The organism is Pseudarthrobacter leeuwenhoeki, from assembly GCF_055412885.1.
The window spans coordinates 1-16,153 of sequence record NZ_JBVAYY010000004.1; the positions used below are offsets into that span (position 1 = coordinate 1).

Genomic DNA, 16,153 nt, shown 5'->3' on the forward strand with positions numbered 1-16,153 from the left:
GTTATGTGTTCCGGGTGAACCGGGATTTGGTGGTCCTCAATGATGTGAATTCGGGCAATGTCTGGCTGGTCAACCAGAACATGCAGCTCGTCAACAACTGGGACGACGTGGTGCCGCCCAAGAACCAGGCCGATGACCAGGACCAGGAGTCGGCGGACACCAACACCGTCAACGTCCTGCCCGACCGCACCAAACCCAACCGGCCCCCGGAAACCAAGCCTGACGCCGTCGGCGTCCGCCCGGGCCGCACCACCATCCTCCCCGTGCTCGACAACGACTCGGACCCCGACGGCGATGTCCTCACGGCCTCCGTCGGGGACAACGGCCCGGTATCCGGCAGCCTCGAGAACATCTACGGCGGCACCGCCTTCCAGATCACCGTCCCGGCGGACGCGTTGCCCGGCACCGAAACCTTTAGCTACAACGCCGCCGACGGCCGCGGCCTCTCCGCTGCCGGCAACATCACCCTGAACGTCGTCGGCCCGGACGAGAACTTTCCACCCTTGTTCAAACGCGGCGAGCCCACCACCATGCTGGTGGAGCAGGGCAAAACCGTCAGCCAGAACATCCTCACCGACTGGACCGACCCCGACGGCGATGACCTCGTGCTGATGGACGCCAAGGCCGACAACGACCAGGACCAGGTCAAGGTCCGCCGCGACGGGCTGCTCACCTACCAGGACTCCGGCGCCGCGCCGGGCAGGAAATCCGTCACCGTCACCGTCTGGGACGGCCGGGCCACCACCACCGGCAAGGTCGTCGTGAACGTCCAGCCTCCCGGCGCCCTGCCACCAGTGGTCAACGCCGACCACGTCACCGCCGTCGCCGGCCAGGACCTCGTGATCGCGCCGCTCAAGAACGACGTCGACCCCAACGGCGGCGCGCTGCGGCTGGCCCAGGTGGAGGCCGCCGGCACCGCGGAACTGGGTCCCGTGACCGACGGGGGAACTTTCACCTTCCGCAGCGGCACCCCCGGCCCCATCTACCTGAGCTATATCGCCAGCAACGGCCCGCAAAGCAGCCAGGGCCTGATCCGCGTGGACGTCGAATCCGGCAAGGACCCCGGCAACCCGGTGGCCGTGCACGACCTCGCCCTGATGCCCGTCGGCGGCAGTGTGCTCCTGGATCCGCTGGCCAACGACTCGGACCCGTCAGGCGGCGTGCTGGTGCTGCAGTCCGTCCAGCTGCCCGAGAACGCGACCGCCTCGGTCAGCGTGATCGACCACAGCGTCCTGCGGATCACCGACATCGTCGGCACCAAGGACCCGTTCACTTTCCGCTACACCATGTCCAACGGCACCAAGTCGGCCACCGGCAGTGTCTCCGTGGTTCCCGTCCCGGCTCCCGCCGTGCTCGAGGCCCCGCAGCCCAAGCCGGACGAGGTGAACGTGCGGGTCAACGACGTCGTCACCATCCCGGTGCTGGCCAACGACACCCACCCCCAGGGCGAGAAGCTCAGTGTGGATGCCGTCCTGCCGCAGCCCGTCCCCGAAACCGACGGGAAGAGCTTCGTCTCCGAAAACACCCTCCGCTTCATCGCCGGCGCGGAGCCCAGGACCGTCCGCGCGATCTACAACGCCGTCGACCCGCAGGGCCAGAAGAGCGCCGCGGCCGTCACCATCCACATCCTGCCGCTGGAGGGCGCGGAAAACTCCCGCCCGCAGCCCAGGAACCTCACCGCCCGTGTGGTGGCGGCCGGGTCTGTGCGGATTCCGGTGGAGCTCGACGGGATCGACCCCGACGGCGACTCCGTCCAGCTGACCGGGATCGACAGCACCCCGGCAATGGGCACCGCCACGGTGGGCAGCACCTTCATCGACTTCACGGCAGCCGGCGACGGCGCCGGCACGGACACCTTCCGCTACAAAGTGGTGGACCGCCAGGGCGCCATCAACACCGGCACCGTGACCGTGGGCATCGCCCCGCGCGGGGAGACGAACCAGTCACCCACCCCGGTGGACGACGAGGTCAAAGTCCGCCCCGGACGGCAGATCGCCGTGGACGCCACCGGCAACGACACCGACCCCGACGGCGACCAGATCCGGATCATCAGCGACGGCATCGAAGCCGCTCCGGAACTGCAGGCCACCGTCAGCAAGCAGTCTTCGCGCATCATCCTGCTCGCCCCCGGGGCAGAAGGGACCGTCAACGTGCGCTACTCCGTGGCGGACGACCGCGGCGCCACGGCGCAGGCCGCCATCGCCGTCAAGGTGCAGGCAGACGTGCCGCTGCAGGCCCCGATCGCCCGGGACGACCGGGTGACCTCCGCCCAGACGCTCGGCAAGACCGCCGTCGACGTCCCCGTCCTCAAAAATGACGAGGACCCCGACGGCGTCGGCGAAAACCTCAAGATCGCCACCGACGCCACGACCGCCCGGCCGGGCGCCGAGGGCACCATGAACGTGGAACTGACCGAACAGCCGCAGCTCATCCCGTACACGGTAGAGGACCTCGACGGACAGAAATCCACCGCCATCATCTGGGTCCCCGGCGTGGGCCAACAGGTCCCCACGCTGGCCAGGGACGAAGTGATTGAAGTCGTCGCCGGGCAGTCCGTCACCGTAGACCTCAAGGAATGGGTCAAGGTCCGTGACGGACGATCGCCGCGCCTGACCCAGGCCGACCGGATCAAACTGATCGGTGCCGACGGGTCAGACCCCGTTGCCGGCAACGGGGCCGCCCTGAAATACACGGCCGGCCAGGACTACGTGGGCCCCGGCTCGCTCAGCTTCGAAGTCACCGACGGATCCGGCCCGGACGACCCCGCCGGACTGAAGTCCACCCTCAGCATCCGCACCAAGGTGCTCCCGGACCCCAACCGGAACAACCCGCCGGTGCTGCTGGGCAGCCAGGTGGAGGTGCCCACGGCGGACTCCACCACGACCGACCTGGGCAAACTGACCACCGACCCCGATAACGGCGACGTGGACAAGATGGCGTATGAACTGGTGGGCGGTGTTCCGGCGGGCCTGGACGCCAGCATTGACGGGAAGACCCTCAAAGCCTCCGCCAAGGACGGCACTGAGGCCGGCGCCACAGGAGCGGTCCAGGTCAAGGCCAGGGACCCCCGCGGGCTCGAGGCCACCGCGACCTACCAGCTGACCGTCACGGCCTCCAACCGGCCCAAGCCGGTGGCCAACGACGATCTGGAACCCAACGCCGCCGCAGGCAAACCCGTCACCGTGCGGGTGCTCGACAATGACGCCAACCCGTTCCCGGAGACGGCGCTGAAGATCGTGTCGGCTGTGACCGAGACCGGCCAGGGCTCCGCGGACGTCAACGGGGACTCCGTCACCGTCACGCCGGCCGACGGGTTCTCGGGCACCATGATCGTGGCCTACACCGTCGCGGACAAGACCGGGGCGTCCTCGCGCTACGCAACGGCGCGGATCCGGCTGACGGTCAAGGACAAGCCGCTGGCGCCGACCACACCGCAGGCTGCGAGCGTGGGGGACAGCACCGCCTTGCTGAACTGGACTGCGCCCGCGGACCGTGGCTCGGCTATCACCAAGTACACGGTCACCGGCGAGGGCGGCTACAGCCAGGACTGCCCGGCCAACTCCTGCACGCTCACCGGGCTGGCCAACAACACCATGTACCACTTCCAGGTCACGGCCACCAACGCCCTGGGCACCTCCGAGCCGTCCCCGGCGTCGGCCGAAGTACGCCCCGACGTCAAGCCGGACACCCCGGCCGCGCCCGCAGCGAAGTACGGCGACACACAGCTCACCCTGACATGGCCGGCACCCGCTTCCAAGGGCTCGCCGGTCAAGTCCTACGACCTGGAGATCTCCCCGGCCCCGGCCGGGCAGAACGCCCAGATCCAGAACCTGGGCTCGGTGAGCTACGTCTGGAAGGGACTCAAGAACGGAGTGGCCTACAAGGTGCGCGTCCTGGCCCGCAATGACGCCAGGGAGCCCTCCGAATGGAGCGCCTACTCCGCAGCGGAAACCCCTGCCGGGGTGCCCGTCACCCCGGCAGCGCCGAATGCGACGGCGGCTGGCCCAGTGGGCAACCAGAGCCAGCTCAAGGTGAACTGGACGGCCCCGAACAACAACGGCGACGCTGTTTCGGCCTACACGCTGACCACCCTGCGCGGCGGCGCCGCCGTGGCAACCCAGCAGGTGTCCGGCACCACGCAGAACGTCACCGTGGCCAACTCGGAAGCGGACTACACCTTCACGGTGTCCGCCACAAATAAGGCCGGAACCTCCGGAACGAGCGCCCAGTCCGCGGCCGTGCGCGCCGTGGGCAAACCGGCGATGGTGGGCCAGCCGTCGGCAACCCTGGTGGATACCGGCGGCGACGGCGGCAAGATCGACGTCCGCTTCACCGCGCTCACCGCGGAGCAGCGCAACGGCTCCAGCGCCGGTGAAATCACGTACAAATACAAGCTCACGTCCGGCGCCGGCAGCGGCAACATTGTCGCCGGCGGCGCGGTGGTGGCCGCCCCCAACGGGACCGCCACCGCCGTGGTGGTCTGGGCGGTCTCCTCGAGGAGCTCCAGCACCGGCGACGCCAGCCCCGCCTCGGCTTCGGTGAACCCGTACGGACTCGCGTCCGCACCGGCCGTCACCGGAGCCAGCAAGCCCCAGGGCGACAGGTCCGTGTCCTGGACCTGGACCCAGCCCAACGGCAACGGACGTCCCGTCACCGGCTACCAGTACAGCCTCGACGGCGGCGGCTGGGTCGACACCGACCAGCGCTCCTTCTCCGCCGGTGCCGGCTACAGCGAAACCAAGACGCTGCGTGTCCGCGCCATCAGCGCGGGCCAGCCCGGCCGGATCGGCCAGGACAACTCCCGCAGCGGTTCGGAGCCGCCGCCACCGGTTCCGGTGTCCCAGATCCAGGTCGAGGCCAGCACCGTCAGGACGTGTCCAGGCAAACCGAACCAGACCGACACGTACTCGCCCGGTCCGCCGAAGGACTGCGGCGTCGGCTGGGTCGAACGGGCTGAGGGCAAGCTCGCCATCAACTGCACCAAGGACATCTACGGCAACGGCACCCCTTGGTACCGCGTCACCGAAGGCAGCCACCCGGGCTGGTTCGTCAAGTCCACCACCGTGGACCTCACCGGACCTCGCCCCGGCGGCTGCTGATGCGTCCAACTAGACTTACCGCCGGACACAGCAGGATTCCCTGCCGGCGGGCCACCCAGCACTTTCTACCAGAACAGATTCACCCAGAACAGAAGAGGACCACCCCATGACCATGACCACCGAACAGGCCGAATGGTTTTCCGGCACCTTCGAGAAGCTCGTCGCCAACGTCGGCCAGGCCGTCCTGGGCAAGACCCACGTCATCCGGCTGACCTTCACCGCGATGCTCGCCGAGGGACATGTCCTCTTCGAGGACGCCCCGGGCACCGGCAAGACCATGCTGGCCCGTGCCCTCGCGGCCACCGTCCAGGGTTCGAACAACCGCATCCAGTTCACCCCGGACCTGCTGCCCTCGGACGTCACCGGCGTGACCATCTACGACCAGAAGACGCAGAAGTTCGAGTTCCACAAGGGGCCCATCTTCAACAACATCGTCCTCGCCGACGAAATCAACCGGGCCTCGCCCAAGACCCAGTCGGCACTGCTGGAGGTCATGGAGGAATCCCGCGTCACGGTGGACGGAACCACCTACGAGGCCGGCCGCCCGTTTATGGTGATGGCGACCCAGAACCCGATCGAGCAGGCCGGCACCTACCGGCTGCCCGAGGCCCAGCTGGACCGCTTCCTCATGAAGACCTCCATCGGTTACCCCGATCACGCCTCCACGGTGCAGTTGCTCGGCGGCGCCAACCTCAAGGACCGCTCCAAGGAGATCACCCCCGTCATCACCACCCAGGCGATCGCGGACATGGCAGACCTTGCCGCCACGACGCATGTGGACACCGCAGTGCTCGAATACATCTCCCGGCTGTGCGAGGAGACCCGCAACGCCCCGGAAACCCGGCTCGGCGTCTCCGTCCGCGGCGCCCTCGCGATGGTCCGCGCCGCCAAGGTCTGGGCCGCCAGCCAGGGACGCAACTTCGTGCTCCCGGACGACATCAAGGAGCTGGCCGCCGTCGTCTGGACGCACCGCTTCGTGATGGACCCGGAAGCCGAGTTCTCCGGTGCGACCCCCGAGGCTGTGCTGACCCGCGTCCTCGCCGCGGTCGCCGCACCGCAGCAGCGCGCCTCCCTTGTCTAAGAGCACCGGCTAGCAGCACCGGCACCCAGAAAACCCAGCACGAACAAAGGCACCCATATGTCCTCCAGCACTCCGCTGACCCGGCTTGCTGAACGCCTGCAACAGCCCTTCCACCGGGACGGCAGGCGCACCCGGCTGCATCCCGGCTCGATCTGGACCGAGGCGGGAAGCACTGCAGGCCTGGTCCTCGCCCCGGCCTGGCGCGCCGTCCGCGCGCTGTGGCTGCGCCACGTGTGGCCTGTCCTGTCCGTGGTGAGCCTCCTGGGCTGGTTCGTCCTGGCGGCCTCGATCCTGCTCTGGACCCTTGGCCAGGCGTTCGGCTGGCAGGAAGCCAAGGCGGCAGCGATCGCCGCGTTCGTCCTGTTCGTCCTCGCCGTCGGCTTCATTCTGGGCCGCTCCTCCTATGGCGTGGTCCTGGATCTGGCGCGGACGCGGGTGGCGGTGGGGGACAGCGCCGTCGGCAGCATTGCGGTCTCCAACACCTCCGCCCGGCCCCTGCTGGCCGCGGACCTGGAACTCCCGGTGGGGGCTGCCACAGCCGTGTTCCACCTGCCGAGGATGAAACCCCGGCAGGTCCATGAGGACCTGTTCACCATCCCCACCGCGCGCCGGGCCGTGATTGTGGTGGGTCCGGTCCGCTCCGTCCGCGCCGACCCGCTGCACCTGCTGCGCCGCCAGGTGCGCTGGACCGAACCCGAGGACCTGTTCGTGCACCCGAAAACCACGGCGCTGGCCGGCTCGGCCGCCGGATTCATCCGCGACCTGGAGGGTATGCCCACCACGGACCTGTCCAGTGCCGACGTATCCTTCCACGCGCTGCGCGACTACGTGCCGGGCGATGACCGGAGGCACATCCACTGGAAGACCACGGCACGCACCAACAAGCTCATGGTCCGCCAGTTCGAGGAAACCCGCCGCGCACACCTCGCCATTTCGCTGTCCATCAACGCGGACGAATACGCCTCCGAAGAGGAGTTCGAGCTGGCCATCTCCGCCGCCGCCTCGATCGGACGGCAGGCCATCCGCGAACAACGCGACCTCGATGTGCTCACCCAGAAGGGCCCGCTGCGCTGCGAAACCGGCCGCAACATGCTCGATGAAATGACGCGGATCGTCGGCGCACCACAGCGCAGGACAGCCGTTGACCTCGCACGGAGCCTTGCGGACACCGTCCCCAACGCCTCCGTGGTGTTCCTGATTGTGGGCAGCAACGTCACCGCCACCCAGCTGCGCTCCGCCGCGGCCGCGGTGCCCTTGGGTGTCCGCACCCTCGCCATCCGGCTCCAGTCCGGGGCCGCCCCGGCCCGGGCCACCATCGGGGACCTGACCGTGCTGACCCTCGGCGACCTCCCGGACCTGGCCATCGTGCTGAGGAAGGCAGCAGCATGAGCACCGCAACCCCGCTCCGCTCCCGCAACCACACTGCAGCTGCGAAGCGCTCCGGCTTTGCCGGCGGCCAGCCGCTCTGGCACCTCGGGCTCGACGCCGGTGCCCTCACCGTGCTGCTTGGCCTGGGGGTGCTGGGCTTCAGCCTCAGCTTCGGGGGGGACCCCTACTATCTGGTCGCGGGCTTCGGCGGCATCCTGCTGGGCCTGGCCCTGGCGGCGGCCGCGGTGCACTTCCGGCTCGGGCTCCTGATCACCGCTGCCCTCACGCTCGGGGCATACCTGGTCTTCGGCACCGCCCTGGCCGTCCCGGAAGCCTCCTTCGCCGGGGTGCTGCCCACCCTCGATTCGCTGCGCACCCTGCTGCTCGGGGTCGTGTTCGCCTGGAAGGACATGCTCACCGTCGGTGTGCCGGTCGGCACCGCCGGCGGCACCCTGATTGTGCCGTTCCTGAGTTCACTCCTCACCGCGCTGGCGGCCGGGCTGCTGATCTGGCGGCTCAAGAGCCCGTACTGGCCGCTGCTGCCGGTGCTGGTCCTGTTCATCACCGGCATCGCCTTCAGCACGAACGCCGGGTTCCTCACGGTGGAACGCGGTATCTCACTCACCGTGGTCGCGATCGCCTGGGCCACCTTCCGCCGCGACGCACTCCGCCGCAGCGACACCCGCACGGTTTCCGTCAACCGGCCGGAGACGGACGAGGCCGCCGCCCGCGCGGCCGCCCTGCGCCGGCTTGGCACCGCCGCGGCGGTGATCGCCGTCGCCGTGGCGGTCACCGCCGTCGCGTCCCCGCTGGTCACCGCCGGCGACGACCGCCGCGTGCTGCGCAACACGATCGTCCCGCCGTTCGATCCCAAGGACTATGTGACGCCGCTGGCGAGCTTCCGCAGCCTCGTCAAGGACAAAAAGGACGACAACCTCTTCGTCGTCAAGGGCCTGCCCAGGGATGCCCGGGTGCGCCTGGCCGCGCTCGACTCCTTCAACGGCACCAACTACAACATGGACCCGAACGGTTCCGGCAGCTTCAGCAAGGTGGGCGACGCGAAGTCCCTTAACACCCTGGCCGACTCCACCGGGATTGTGCCCAGCAACAACTACACCCTGGACATCACGATCGAGGACTACCAGGGCTACTTCCTCCCCGGCGGCCGCAAGACCACCGGAATCAGCTTCGCCCGAGACGGCTCGGGCGCAGCGTCCGGCCTGTATTTCAACGCCGGCACGGACACGGCCGTGACCACCAGGGGGCTGGCGAAGGGCGATGCCTACCGCGTCCAGGTGGCCGATCCCGCCACCCTGGAACACGGGCAGCTGACGCAGTACGACTTCGCCCAATTGTCCCTCCCGGACCCCGCCGAAGTGCCCCCCGTCGTCGGGTCCCAGGCGAACGACCTCGCCTCCGATGCCCCCACCGCCATTGACCGGGTGCGCCAGATCGAGGCGCACTTCCAGAAGAAGGGCGCCTTCAGCAACGGCCTGATCGCCGACGGCCAGCTGCCCAGCGTTTCCGGCCACGGCGCCAACCGCGTCCGGAGCCTGCTCACCGCCAAACAGATGCTGGGCGACGACGAGCAGTACGCCGTGGCGATGTCCCTTATGCTGCGCCACCTCGGCATCCCCTCCCGGGTGGTGATGGGGTTCTACCCGGATCCCAAGAGCCCGGAAAACGGCGCCGGCGAAGTCAGGATCACGGGCAAGGACGTCCACGCCTGGGTCGAGGTCGCCTTCGACCGCGTGGGCTGGGTGTCCTTCGATCCCACCCCGCCCAAGGACAATGTGCCGATCCCGCCGGATCCGGAGAACAAGTCCAAGCCCAAGCCGCAGGTGCTGCAACCGCCGCCGCCGCCGCAGGAGCCCGCGGACCTTCCGCCCGACTCCTCACCGGATGCGCTCGATGCCGACGAGAAGAAGAACAACCCCTGGCTCTTCTGGGGACCCCTCCTCACGGCGGTCGGCCTGGCGCTCATCCCGGTCGCGGTCCTGGCACTGCCGCTGCTGCTGATCGCCCTGCTCAAGTCCCGTCGCCGGAAGGCCCGCTTCAGCGAAGGCCCGCCGGCGCAGCGCGTCGGCGGCGGCTGGAGCGAAGTCGTCAGCCTTGCGACGGACCTCGGCGCCGGGGTGGACACCCGCGCCACCCGGCGCGAGTCCGCCGTCGTGCTCGCCGGTGCGTTCCCGGCCACCGGCGGAACCACCACGCTCCTCGCCCACCGGGCCGATGCGGCGATCTTCGGCGCCGGCCAGCCGAGCGAGGACCAGGTGCGGCAGTACTGGGAGAGCGTGGATGGCTCGCTCAAGGAGATGACCGGAACGCTTGGCTTCTGGGCCCGGCAGCGGGCCCGGTTCTCGCCGCGTTCCCTGCTGGCCGACGGCCGGGCCGCGCTCAAGCGCCGGGGCCCCGGGTCCGGCCGCCCCGGCTTCAAGCGCGCGGCGCCCGCCGGTCCGCAAACCCCTGCCGGTACAGTGGAGTCCGGTCCGCCGGCGGCAGCCCACCCTGATGCTGCCGCCAACCCCCCGGTCGACGCCAGCCAGACCGCCAGGAAGAACCGCAACACGCCATGACCGACGACACCGAGCTCTGCCCGCGCTGCCAGCAGCCGCTCCGCCACGGGGCTGCTTTCTGCACCTCCTGCGGGACGCCACTGAGTAACCGTTCCGCGCGGAATGTCCGTAACGTGCGGGAGCTTCCCGCGGCCGGGGACCAGCAGGAGATCCACGCGTGGGGTCCCGGCGGCGCGGACGCCCGGAACCCCGCCGCCGGGCACACCGGCCTGATCCCCGGTAGTATCCCCGTAGCGCAGGGCCCAGCCACGGGCCGCGGACCAGGGGGAGGGACTTCCATGCCGAACAAGCTTGAACTGGTTCCCGCCGCTGCCGGAAAGCGGCTGGGGGCCGCCGTGCTGGACTGGCTGCCGCCGGTCACCATCCTGGCGATTCTGCTGGCGATCGGTTTCGCCGGGGTCACCAGGAGCCAAAGCGGGGGCTTCATCGTCTACGACACCTCCTCCCTGGTGCTGTTCGGCGGGATCGGCGCGGGACTCACTCTGATCTACACGGCGGTTCTCGCGTCGCTCGAAGCCCGTTCCGGCGCGACCCCCGGCAACCGGCTGATGGGCATCCGCAGCACGGATGCTGACGGCTCCGCCCCGGGCGGGGGAGCGGTGTTCCTCCGCGGCCTCATCACCGGTGCCGGCGTGCTGCTCGGAGTGGCCGCTGCCGCCGCGGTCGTGATCTTCCAGTGGTTCGGCGTCGCGCTGCTGGTGCTGGGACCCCTGCTGTTCCTGGGCACGGCCTGGGCTGTCCTCGTGGTGCTCTCCAACACCTGGGACCGCAACGGCCAGCTCCGCGGCTGGCACGACACAGCCGCCAAGACCCTCGTCTTCGACGTCAAAGCCGGACGCAGTCCGATCACCACCGGCGGCATCCAGGGCCCGTACAGCTTCGCGCCGATGGACCTTCCCCCGGTGCAGCAGGTCATGTCGCCGCTGGCGGCCGCCGCAGCCGCCGCCCCCGCGCCGGTTGCTCCCGCGGTCCCGGCGGTCCTCAATCCCCGCCAGTGGCAGCCGCCCGCGGCGCCGCAGCCCGCGCCGCCCGCCCCGACACCACCCTCGCTCAACGTGGATTTCCAGCCGGGCACGCACCCCGACGACGACCACGACCGCACCCGGGCCCGGGGCGACACCCACGCTCCGGTCACCGTGGCGATCCTCCGGATCCGGCTGGACGACGGCCGGGACGTCGAGCTGGACCGCACCGTGCTGATCGGCCGGAACCCCGCCGGACACCCCGGGGAGGACACCGCGCAGCTCATCCGGGTCGCCGATCCCGGCCGTTCCATTTCCAAGACCCACCTGCACCTGCTTGCCGGAGACGGGGGGGTCTGGGTCACCGACCGCGACTCCACCAACGGCAGCTCCGTCACCACCCCGGACGGTAGCCGTACCGCCCTCGCGGCGGGCGAGCCCGCCCACGTCCGCCCCGGGTCCACCGTGCACTTCGGTGACCGCTCCTTCTACCTAGGACAGGCATGATTCCCCAGCCGGCCGCCGTTTCCTCCCCCGCCAACTCCGACAGTGCCCCCGTGCCGGGCCCGGGCAGTACCCCAGGCCTGCGGCTGAACCCCGGATTCGGCACGGACCGCGGCCTGCGCCGCGAAATGAACGAGGATTCCTATATTGCCTCCGATCCCGTCTTCGCTGTCGCGGACGGCATGGGCGGGCACGAGGCCGGTGAGATCGCCAGCGGCATCTGCGTCCGCACGCTCGCCCGGATCCCGCAGCTGGCGGGCGGCGGGCGGGACGCCACCGCCGGCGTCGTGCAGGAGCACCTGCTGATGGCCGACGAAAGCATCCGCGAGGCCACGGGTGCCCGCGCCGGGACCACACTTTCCGGCGTTGTGGTGGTGGAGCAGATGGGGGTCCCGTACTGGCTGGTCCTCAACATCGGCGACTCCCGGACCTACCGGCTCAGCCAGGGCAAACTCAAGCAGGTCAGCGTCGACCACTCCGAGGTCCAGGAACTCGTGGACGCCGGACAGATCAGCCAGGCGCAGGCCGCCGTGCACCCTCGCCGCCACGTCGTCACCCGCGCCCTGGGCACCGGCGACGAGATCGAGGCCGACTACTGGCTGCTGCCCGTCGAGGAGGGGGACAGGATCCTGGTCTGCTCCGACGGGCTCAACGGCGAACTCGACGACGAGCACATCTCCAATATCCTGCGCTCCCAGACGGACCCGCAGGCGGCCGTCGATGAACTCATCCAGGCCGCCCTGCGCAGCGGCGGCCGGGACAATGTCACCTGCATCGTCGTGGACGCCACCAATGTCAACAACGACGACGGCGCCGCCCGGACCGCGCCGCGCAGCGCCGCCGCAGCGGAGGACATGGACACCCTGCCGCGGACCGAGGCCCTGGACCTGGCCCCCACCGGGGATCCGGTTTCTGCGGGACAGGTTCCTGAAGGACAGGGCAAGGACCCACATGATGGCAAGCAGTAACCCCGCCGCGGCCGCGCGTTACGCGCCCGGCAGCTGGCTCGGTATGGTGCGCTCCGGGACCGTGGTCCTGCTGGGGCCGGACAGCGCGCCGGCCCTGGTTGACTCACTGTGGGAGCTGCTGGCCACCGGTCCCGACGCACCTGAGGTGCTCGAGGCGGTGTCCTCGGCCTCGGGCGGTTCGCTCGCCCGGCTGCCGTGGTTCGCGATCGTGGCCCACCGCGGCCCCATCCAGGTGTTCCTGCGCGGTGAGATCGACCTCACCGTGGACCTGCCGTCCGGCCCGGTGGAACTGAGTGGCCGCGAGGTCACCACCTGGACGGAACGGCGCTTCGCGCAGGCCGACGGATTCAGCCTGAATGTCCCCGGCGCCGGCACCGCAGGGACCTCCGGCGCCGTGGCGGACCTGCCGCTGGCTGACGGGGTGGTCCTGCTCCAGTGCCTCCGGGTGGACTTCGCCGGTGCAGCCATTTCGGCGGCCTTCACCGGTGCTGCCGTTCCGGCGGCCGCCCCGGCGGTCCCAGCCGCGGCAGTCCCCGCAGCGGCAGCCTTGGCGGCTGATGGGGAGCCAGTTGCGGCGGACACCGGGACAGCGGCTCAGGATGAAGCGGCCAAGGATGAAGCAGCCGTGGAGGACGAAGTCCTGGCGGCCGCCGAAGCCGACATCGCGGCGGAGCTGAGCGAGTACGGTGCCTCCGCGGAGACCGTGCTGGAGTTCCCCGGCGCGGACTTCGAGCTCGACGGCACCCTGCACGAAGAACCGGAAACGGAACCCGAACCCGAACCCGAACCGGAACCGGACGCCGAATCCGCAGCGGCCGGTCGTGAGCCGGAACCATCCGCGCAGCGGCCTGCCGCGGCACCGGAACCGGCCGAACAGGAGCCCACCGGCACCTACGACCACCTTTGGGAACAGACGGTGATGCGGAACATCGAAGACGCGGCCGTCCGCGAGGATCCCGACGCCGAACCCGCGGTCGAATCCGCCAGCCCGGACTCCGCCGGCACCGGGTCCGCCGGCGCAGAGCCTGGGCCGGCGAAGGAGGCCGCGGAACCCGAAGCCGCCCCCGCTCCCGCCCCAGCCCCAGCTCCCGCACCCGAACCGTCCGCGCCGCCGCGCCCGCCGCTGCCCACCGGGCTGATCGACTCCGTCCCCTGGCACACCGGCGGCGACCGGCAGCCGTCGTCGGCGTCCCGGGCACCAGCAATGTCGCCCCCGCCGGCGTTGGCGCCTGCGCCCGCGGCGGCTGGGCCTGCACCCGCGGCGCTGCCGCCGTCGGCTCCGCAGCCGCCTGCCCTGCAACTGCCTGCCCTGCACCTGCCGGCCCGCCCGCCGGAAGCGGATGCCGACCATGACGGCGAGACGATCATGAAGAGCGACCTCCCAGGGGCCGGCCCGCGGCCGTCCAGTGCGCAGCGCCCGTCCACAGGACCGGCTACGGACCCGGCCACCGGACCCTTGGTGCTGGCCCGCGTCTGCCCGCAGGGCCACGCCAACCCGTCCACGTACTCCCAGTGCGGCCGCTGCGGCCAGCCGCTGCCCGGCGACGGCGTCCAGGTCCGGCGGCCCCAGCTGGGCCGGATGCGCCTGTCCACCGGCGAGCTGATCGACCTCGACCAGTCACTCATCGTGGGACGCCAGCCCTCGGTGTCGCGCGTCCAGGGCGCCGTGATGCCCAAGCTGATCCAGGTGGCGAGTCCCAGCGGAGACATTTCCCGCTCTCACGTGGAGGTCCGGCTCGAAGGCTGGCACGTTATGCTCTGCGACCTCAAGGCAACCAACGGCACCGTGCTGGTCCGCGAGGGCCAGCCCCCGCGCCGGCTCGCGCAGGGCGAAATGGCCATCCTGCTCGACGGCGACATCGCAGAAGTCGGCGACGGCATCTCGCTGCGCTTTGAGGAGATCCCGTGAGCTCAAAACGGCCCGTCGCCCCGCCGCCAGTCATCCCGGGGTTCACTTACATCAGCCTGCTCGGCTCCGGCGGCTTCTCCGACGTCTACCTCTACGAGCAGGACCGGCCCCACCGCAAGGTCGCCGTCAAGGTGCTGCTCTCGGACCTGAAAACCGAAGGCGCCCGCCGCCGCTTCGAATCCGAAGCCAACCTGATGGCGCAGCTGTCCTCGCACCCGTACATCGTGACGATCTTCGAAGCCGAGATCACCGATTCCGGGCATTCCTACCTCGCCATGGAGTATTGCTCCCGGCCCAGCCTGGACGTCCGCTACCGGCGGCAGCGCTTCAGCGTGGACGAGGTCCTGGCCATCGGCATCCAGGTGGCGTCCGCCGTCGAGACCGCCCACCGGGCCGGGATCGCGCACCGGGACATCAAGCCCGCCAACATCCTGGTCACGGACTACAACCGGCCCGCACTGACGGACTTCGGCATCTCCGGCACCCTGGCCGGGGACGCGGACGAGGACGCGGGCATGTCCATCCCATGGTCCCCGCCGGAGCAGTTCACCGGCCACCATGTCGACGGCGTCCTGGTGGACGTCTGGGCGCTCGGCGCCACGCTCTATACCCTGCTGGCCGGACGGTCCCCGTTTGTGCTGCCGGGGGCGGACAATTCCCAGCGTGAGCTGATCTCACGGATCACCAACCTGCCGGTGCCGAAACTGGGCCGCGCCGACGTGCCGGAATCCCTGGAACTGGCGCTCTCGACGGCGATGGCCAAGTCCGCTTCCTCCCGCTACTCCTCAGCGCACGCCTTCGCGCTGGCCCTGCAGCGGATCCAGGCCGAACTGAATCTCTCCGTGACATCGTTCGAAGTCCTGGAGGAGCCGCGCGCCGAGGAAAACCAGCCGGACGACGGCTTCGAGGAAACCAGGGTCCGCAGCATCGCCGCGATCGACCCGGACGCCACCGGCAGCGCCCCCACCTTCCCGGCCCGGTTCCGCGGCACGGACACGGGTTCCACTCCCGACAACGCCACCACCTTCAACAACGCCACCACCTTCAACACCGAAACCGCCCAGCGCCCGGCGCTGCCCGGCTTCGGTGCGCCCGGTGCGCCCGGTGCGCCCGGCGCGGCCCGGACTTCCGCCGCCCCGACTCCCGCTACCGGAGGTCCCGCCCCCGACGACGACCTTGCGGCCACGGTCAACCGTTCCAGTGCGGCCCCTCCCGCCAGCAGCGGGGGCGAGGGTGCGGGGGAGCAGCCGGCCGGCCACGGCCGCCGCAAGCTGCTGCTCTCCATTGCCGGCGGCACCGTCCTGGTGGCCGGCGTCGCCCTCGGGATCGTGGCCGGCACCACCCGGCCCGAGCCGGCGCCGAAAGCCACCGACCAGGTCAGCAGACCGCCCGCGGACGCCCTGGACAACGGCACCGTGCCGGACGTCACCGGGCTGGCCGGGGTGGCCGGTGCGGCCGGGAAAGTCAACTTCACCTGGACCAACCCGCAGCCGAAACCCGGCGACAGCTATAAATGGCGGGTCCACACCCTCAAAGGTGACGGCGAGTACCAGTCGTCCGCCGGACCCGCCGCGGACATCGCGGCGAACCCGGCCGAACCCAGCTGCATCCAGGTCATGATCGTCCGCAGCGACGGGGCTTCCTCGCCGCTGGGCCCTGATTCCATCGCCTGCGTCCCGAACTAGC

The 16,153-nt window shown here is 70.2% G+C and carries 8 protein-coding genes; all 8 read left to right on the plus strand.

What is annotated here, in order from left to right; translation table 11 throughout:
• Nucleotides 1–5,099 (plus strand): Ig-like domain-containing protein (locus tag ACZYX4_RS04300; RefSeq protein WP_463873966.1); only part of this gene is annotated, 5,099 nt, incomplete at its 5' end.
• 106 nt (nt 5,100–5,205) lie between these two features.
• On the plus strand, nt 5,206–6,180 hold the full coding sequence (locus ACZYX4_RS04305; RefSeq protein ID WP_463873968.1) for an AAA family ATPase: 975 nt from the start codon (nt 5,206–5,208) through the stop codon (nt 6,178–6,180).
• A gap of 57 nt (nt 6,181–6,237) precedes the next feature.
• Nucleotides 6,238–7,569 carry a DUF58 domain-containing protein gene (locus ACZYX4_RS04310; RefSeq protein WP_463873969.1) on the plus strand — a complete coding sequence of 444 codons (1,332 nt, stop codon included), beginning with the start codon at nt 6,238–6,240 and terminating at the stop codon, nt 7,567–7,569.
• Nucleotides 7,566–10,124, plus strand: a complete 2,559-nt coding sequence (locus ACZYX4_RS04315; protein WP_463873971.1) for a transglutaminase-like domain-containing protein — start codon at nt 7,566–7,568, stop codon at nt 10,122–10,124. The genes ACZYX4_RS04310 and ACZYX4_RS04315 overlap by 4 nt, the downstream gene beginning before the upstream one ends.
• The gene (locus ACZYX4_RS04320; protein ID WP_463873972.1) at nt 10,121–11,593 is read left to right on the plus strand and encodes an RDD family protein; all 1,473 of its coding nucleotides are present in this window, start codon (nt 10,121–10,123) and stop codon (nt 11,591–11,593) included. The genes ACZYX4_RS04315 and ACZYX4_RS04320 overlap by 4 nt, the downstream gene beginning before the upstream one ends.
• The gene (locus ACZYX4_RS04325; protein ID WP_463873974.1) at nt 11,590–12,558 is read left to right on the plus strand and encodes a PP2C family protein-serine/threonine phosphatase; all 969 of its coding nucleotides are present in this window, start codon (nt 11,590–11,592) and stop codon (nt 12,556–12,558) included. Before ACZYX4_RS04320 ends, ACZYX4_RS04325 begins: the two co-directional genes overlap by 4 nt.
• On the plus strand, nt 12,542–14,467 hold the full coding sequence (locus tag ACZYX4_RS04330) for an FHA domain-containing protein (protein ID WP_463873976.1): 1,926 nt from the start codon (nt 12,542–12,544) through the stop codon (nt 14,465–14,467). The genes ACZYX4_RS04325 and ACZYX4_RS04330 overlap by 17 nt, the downstream gene beginning before the upstream one ends.
• A complete protein-coding gene (locus ACZYX4_RS04335) occupies nt 14,464–16,152 on the plus strand; it encodes a serine/threonine-protein kinase (RefSeq protein ID WP_463873978.1) in 1,689 nt (562 codons plus the stop codon). Before ACZYX4_RS04330 ends, ACZYX4_RS04335 begins: the two co-directional genes overlap by 4 nt.
• Nucleotide 16,153: the final 1 nt, after the last annotated feature.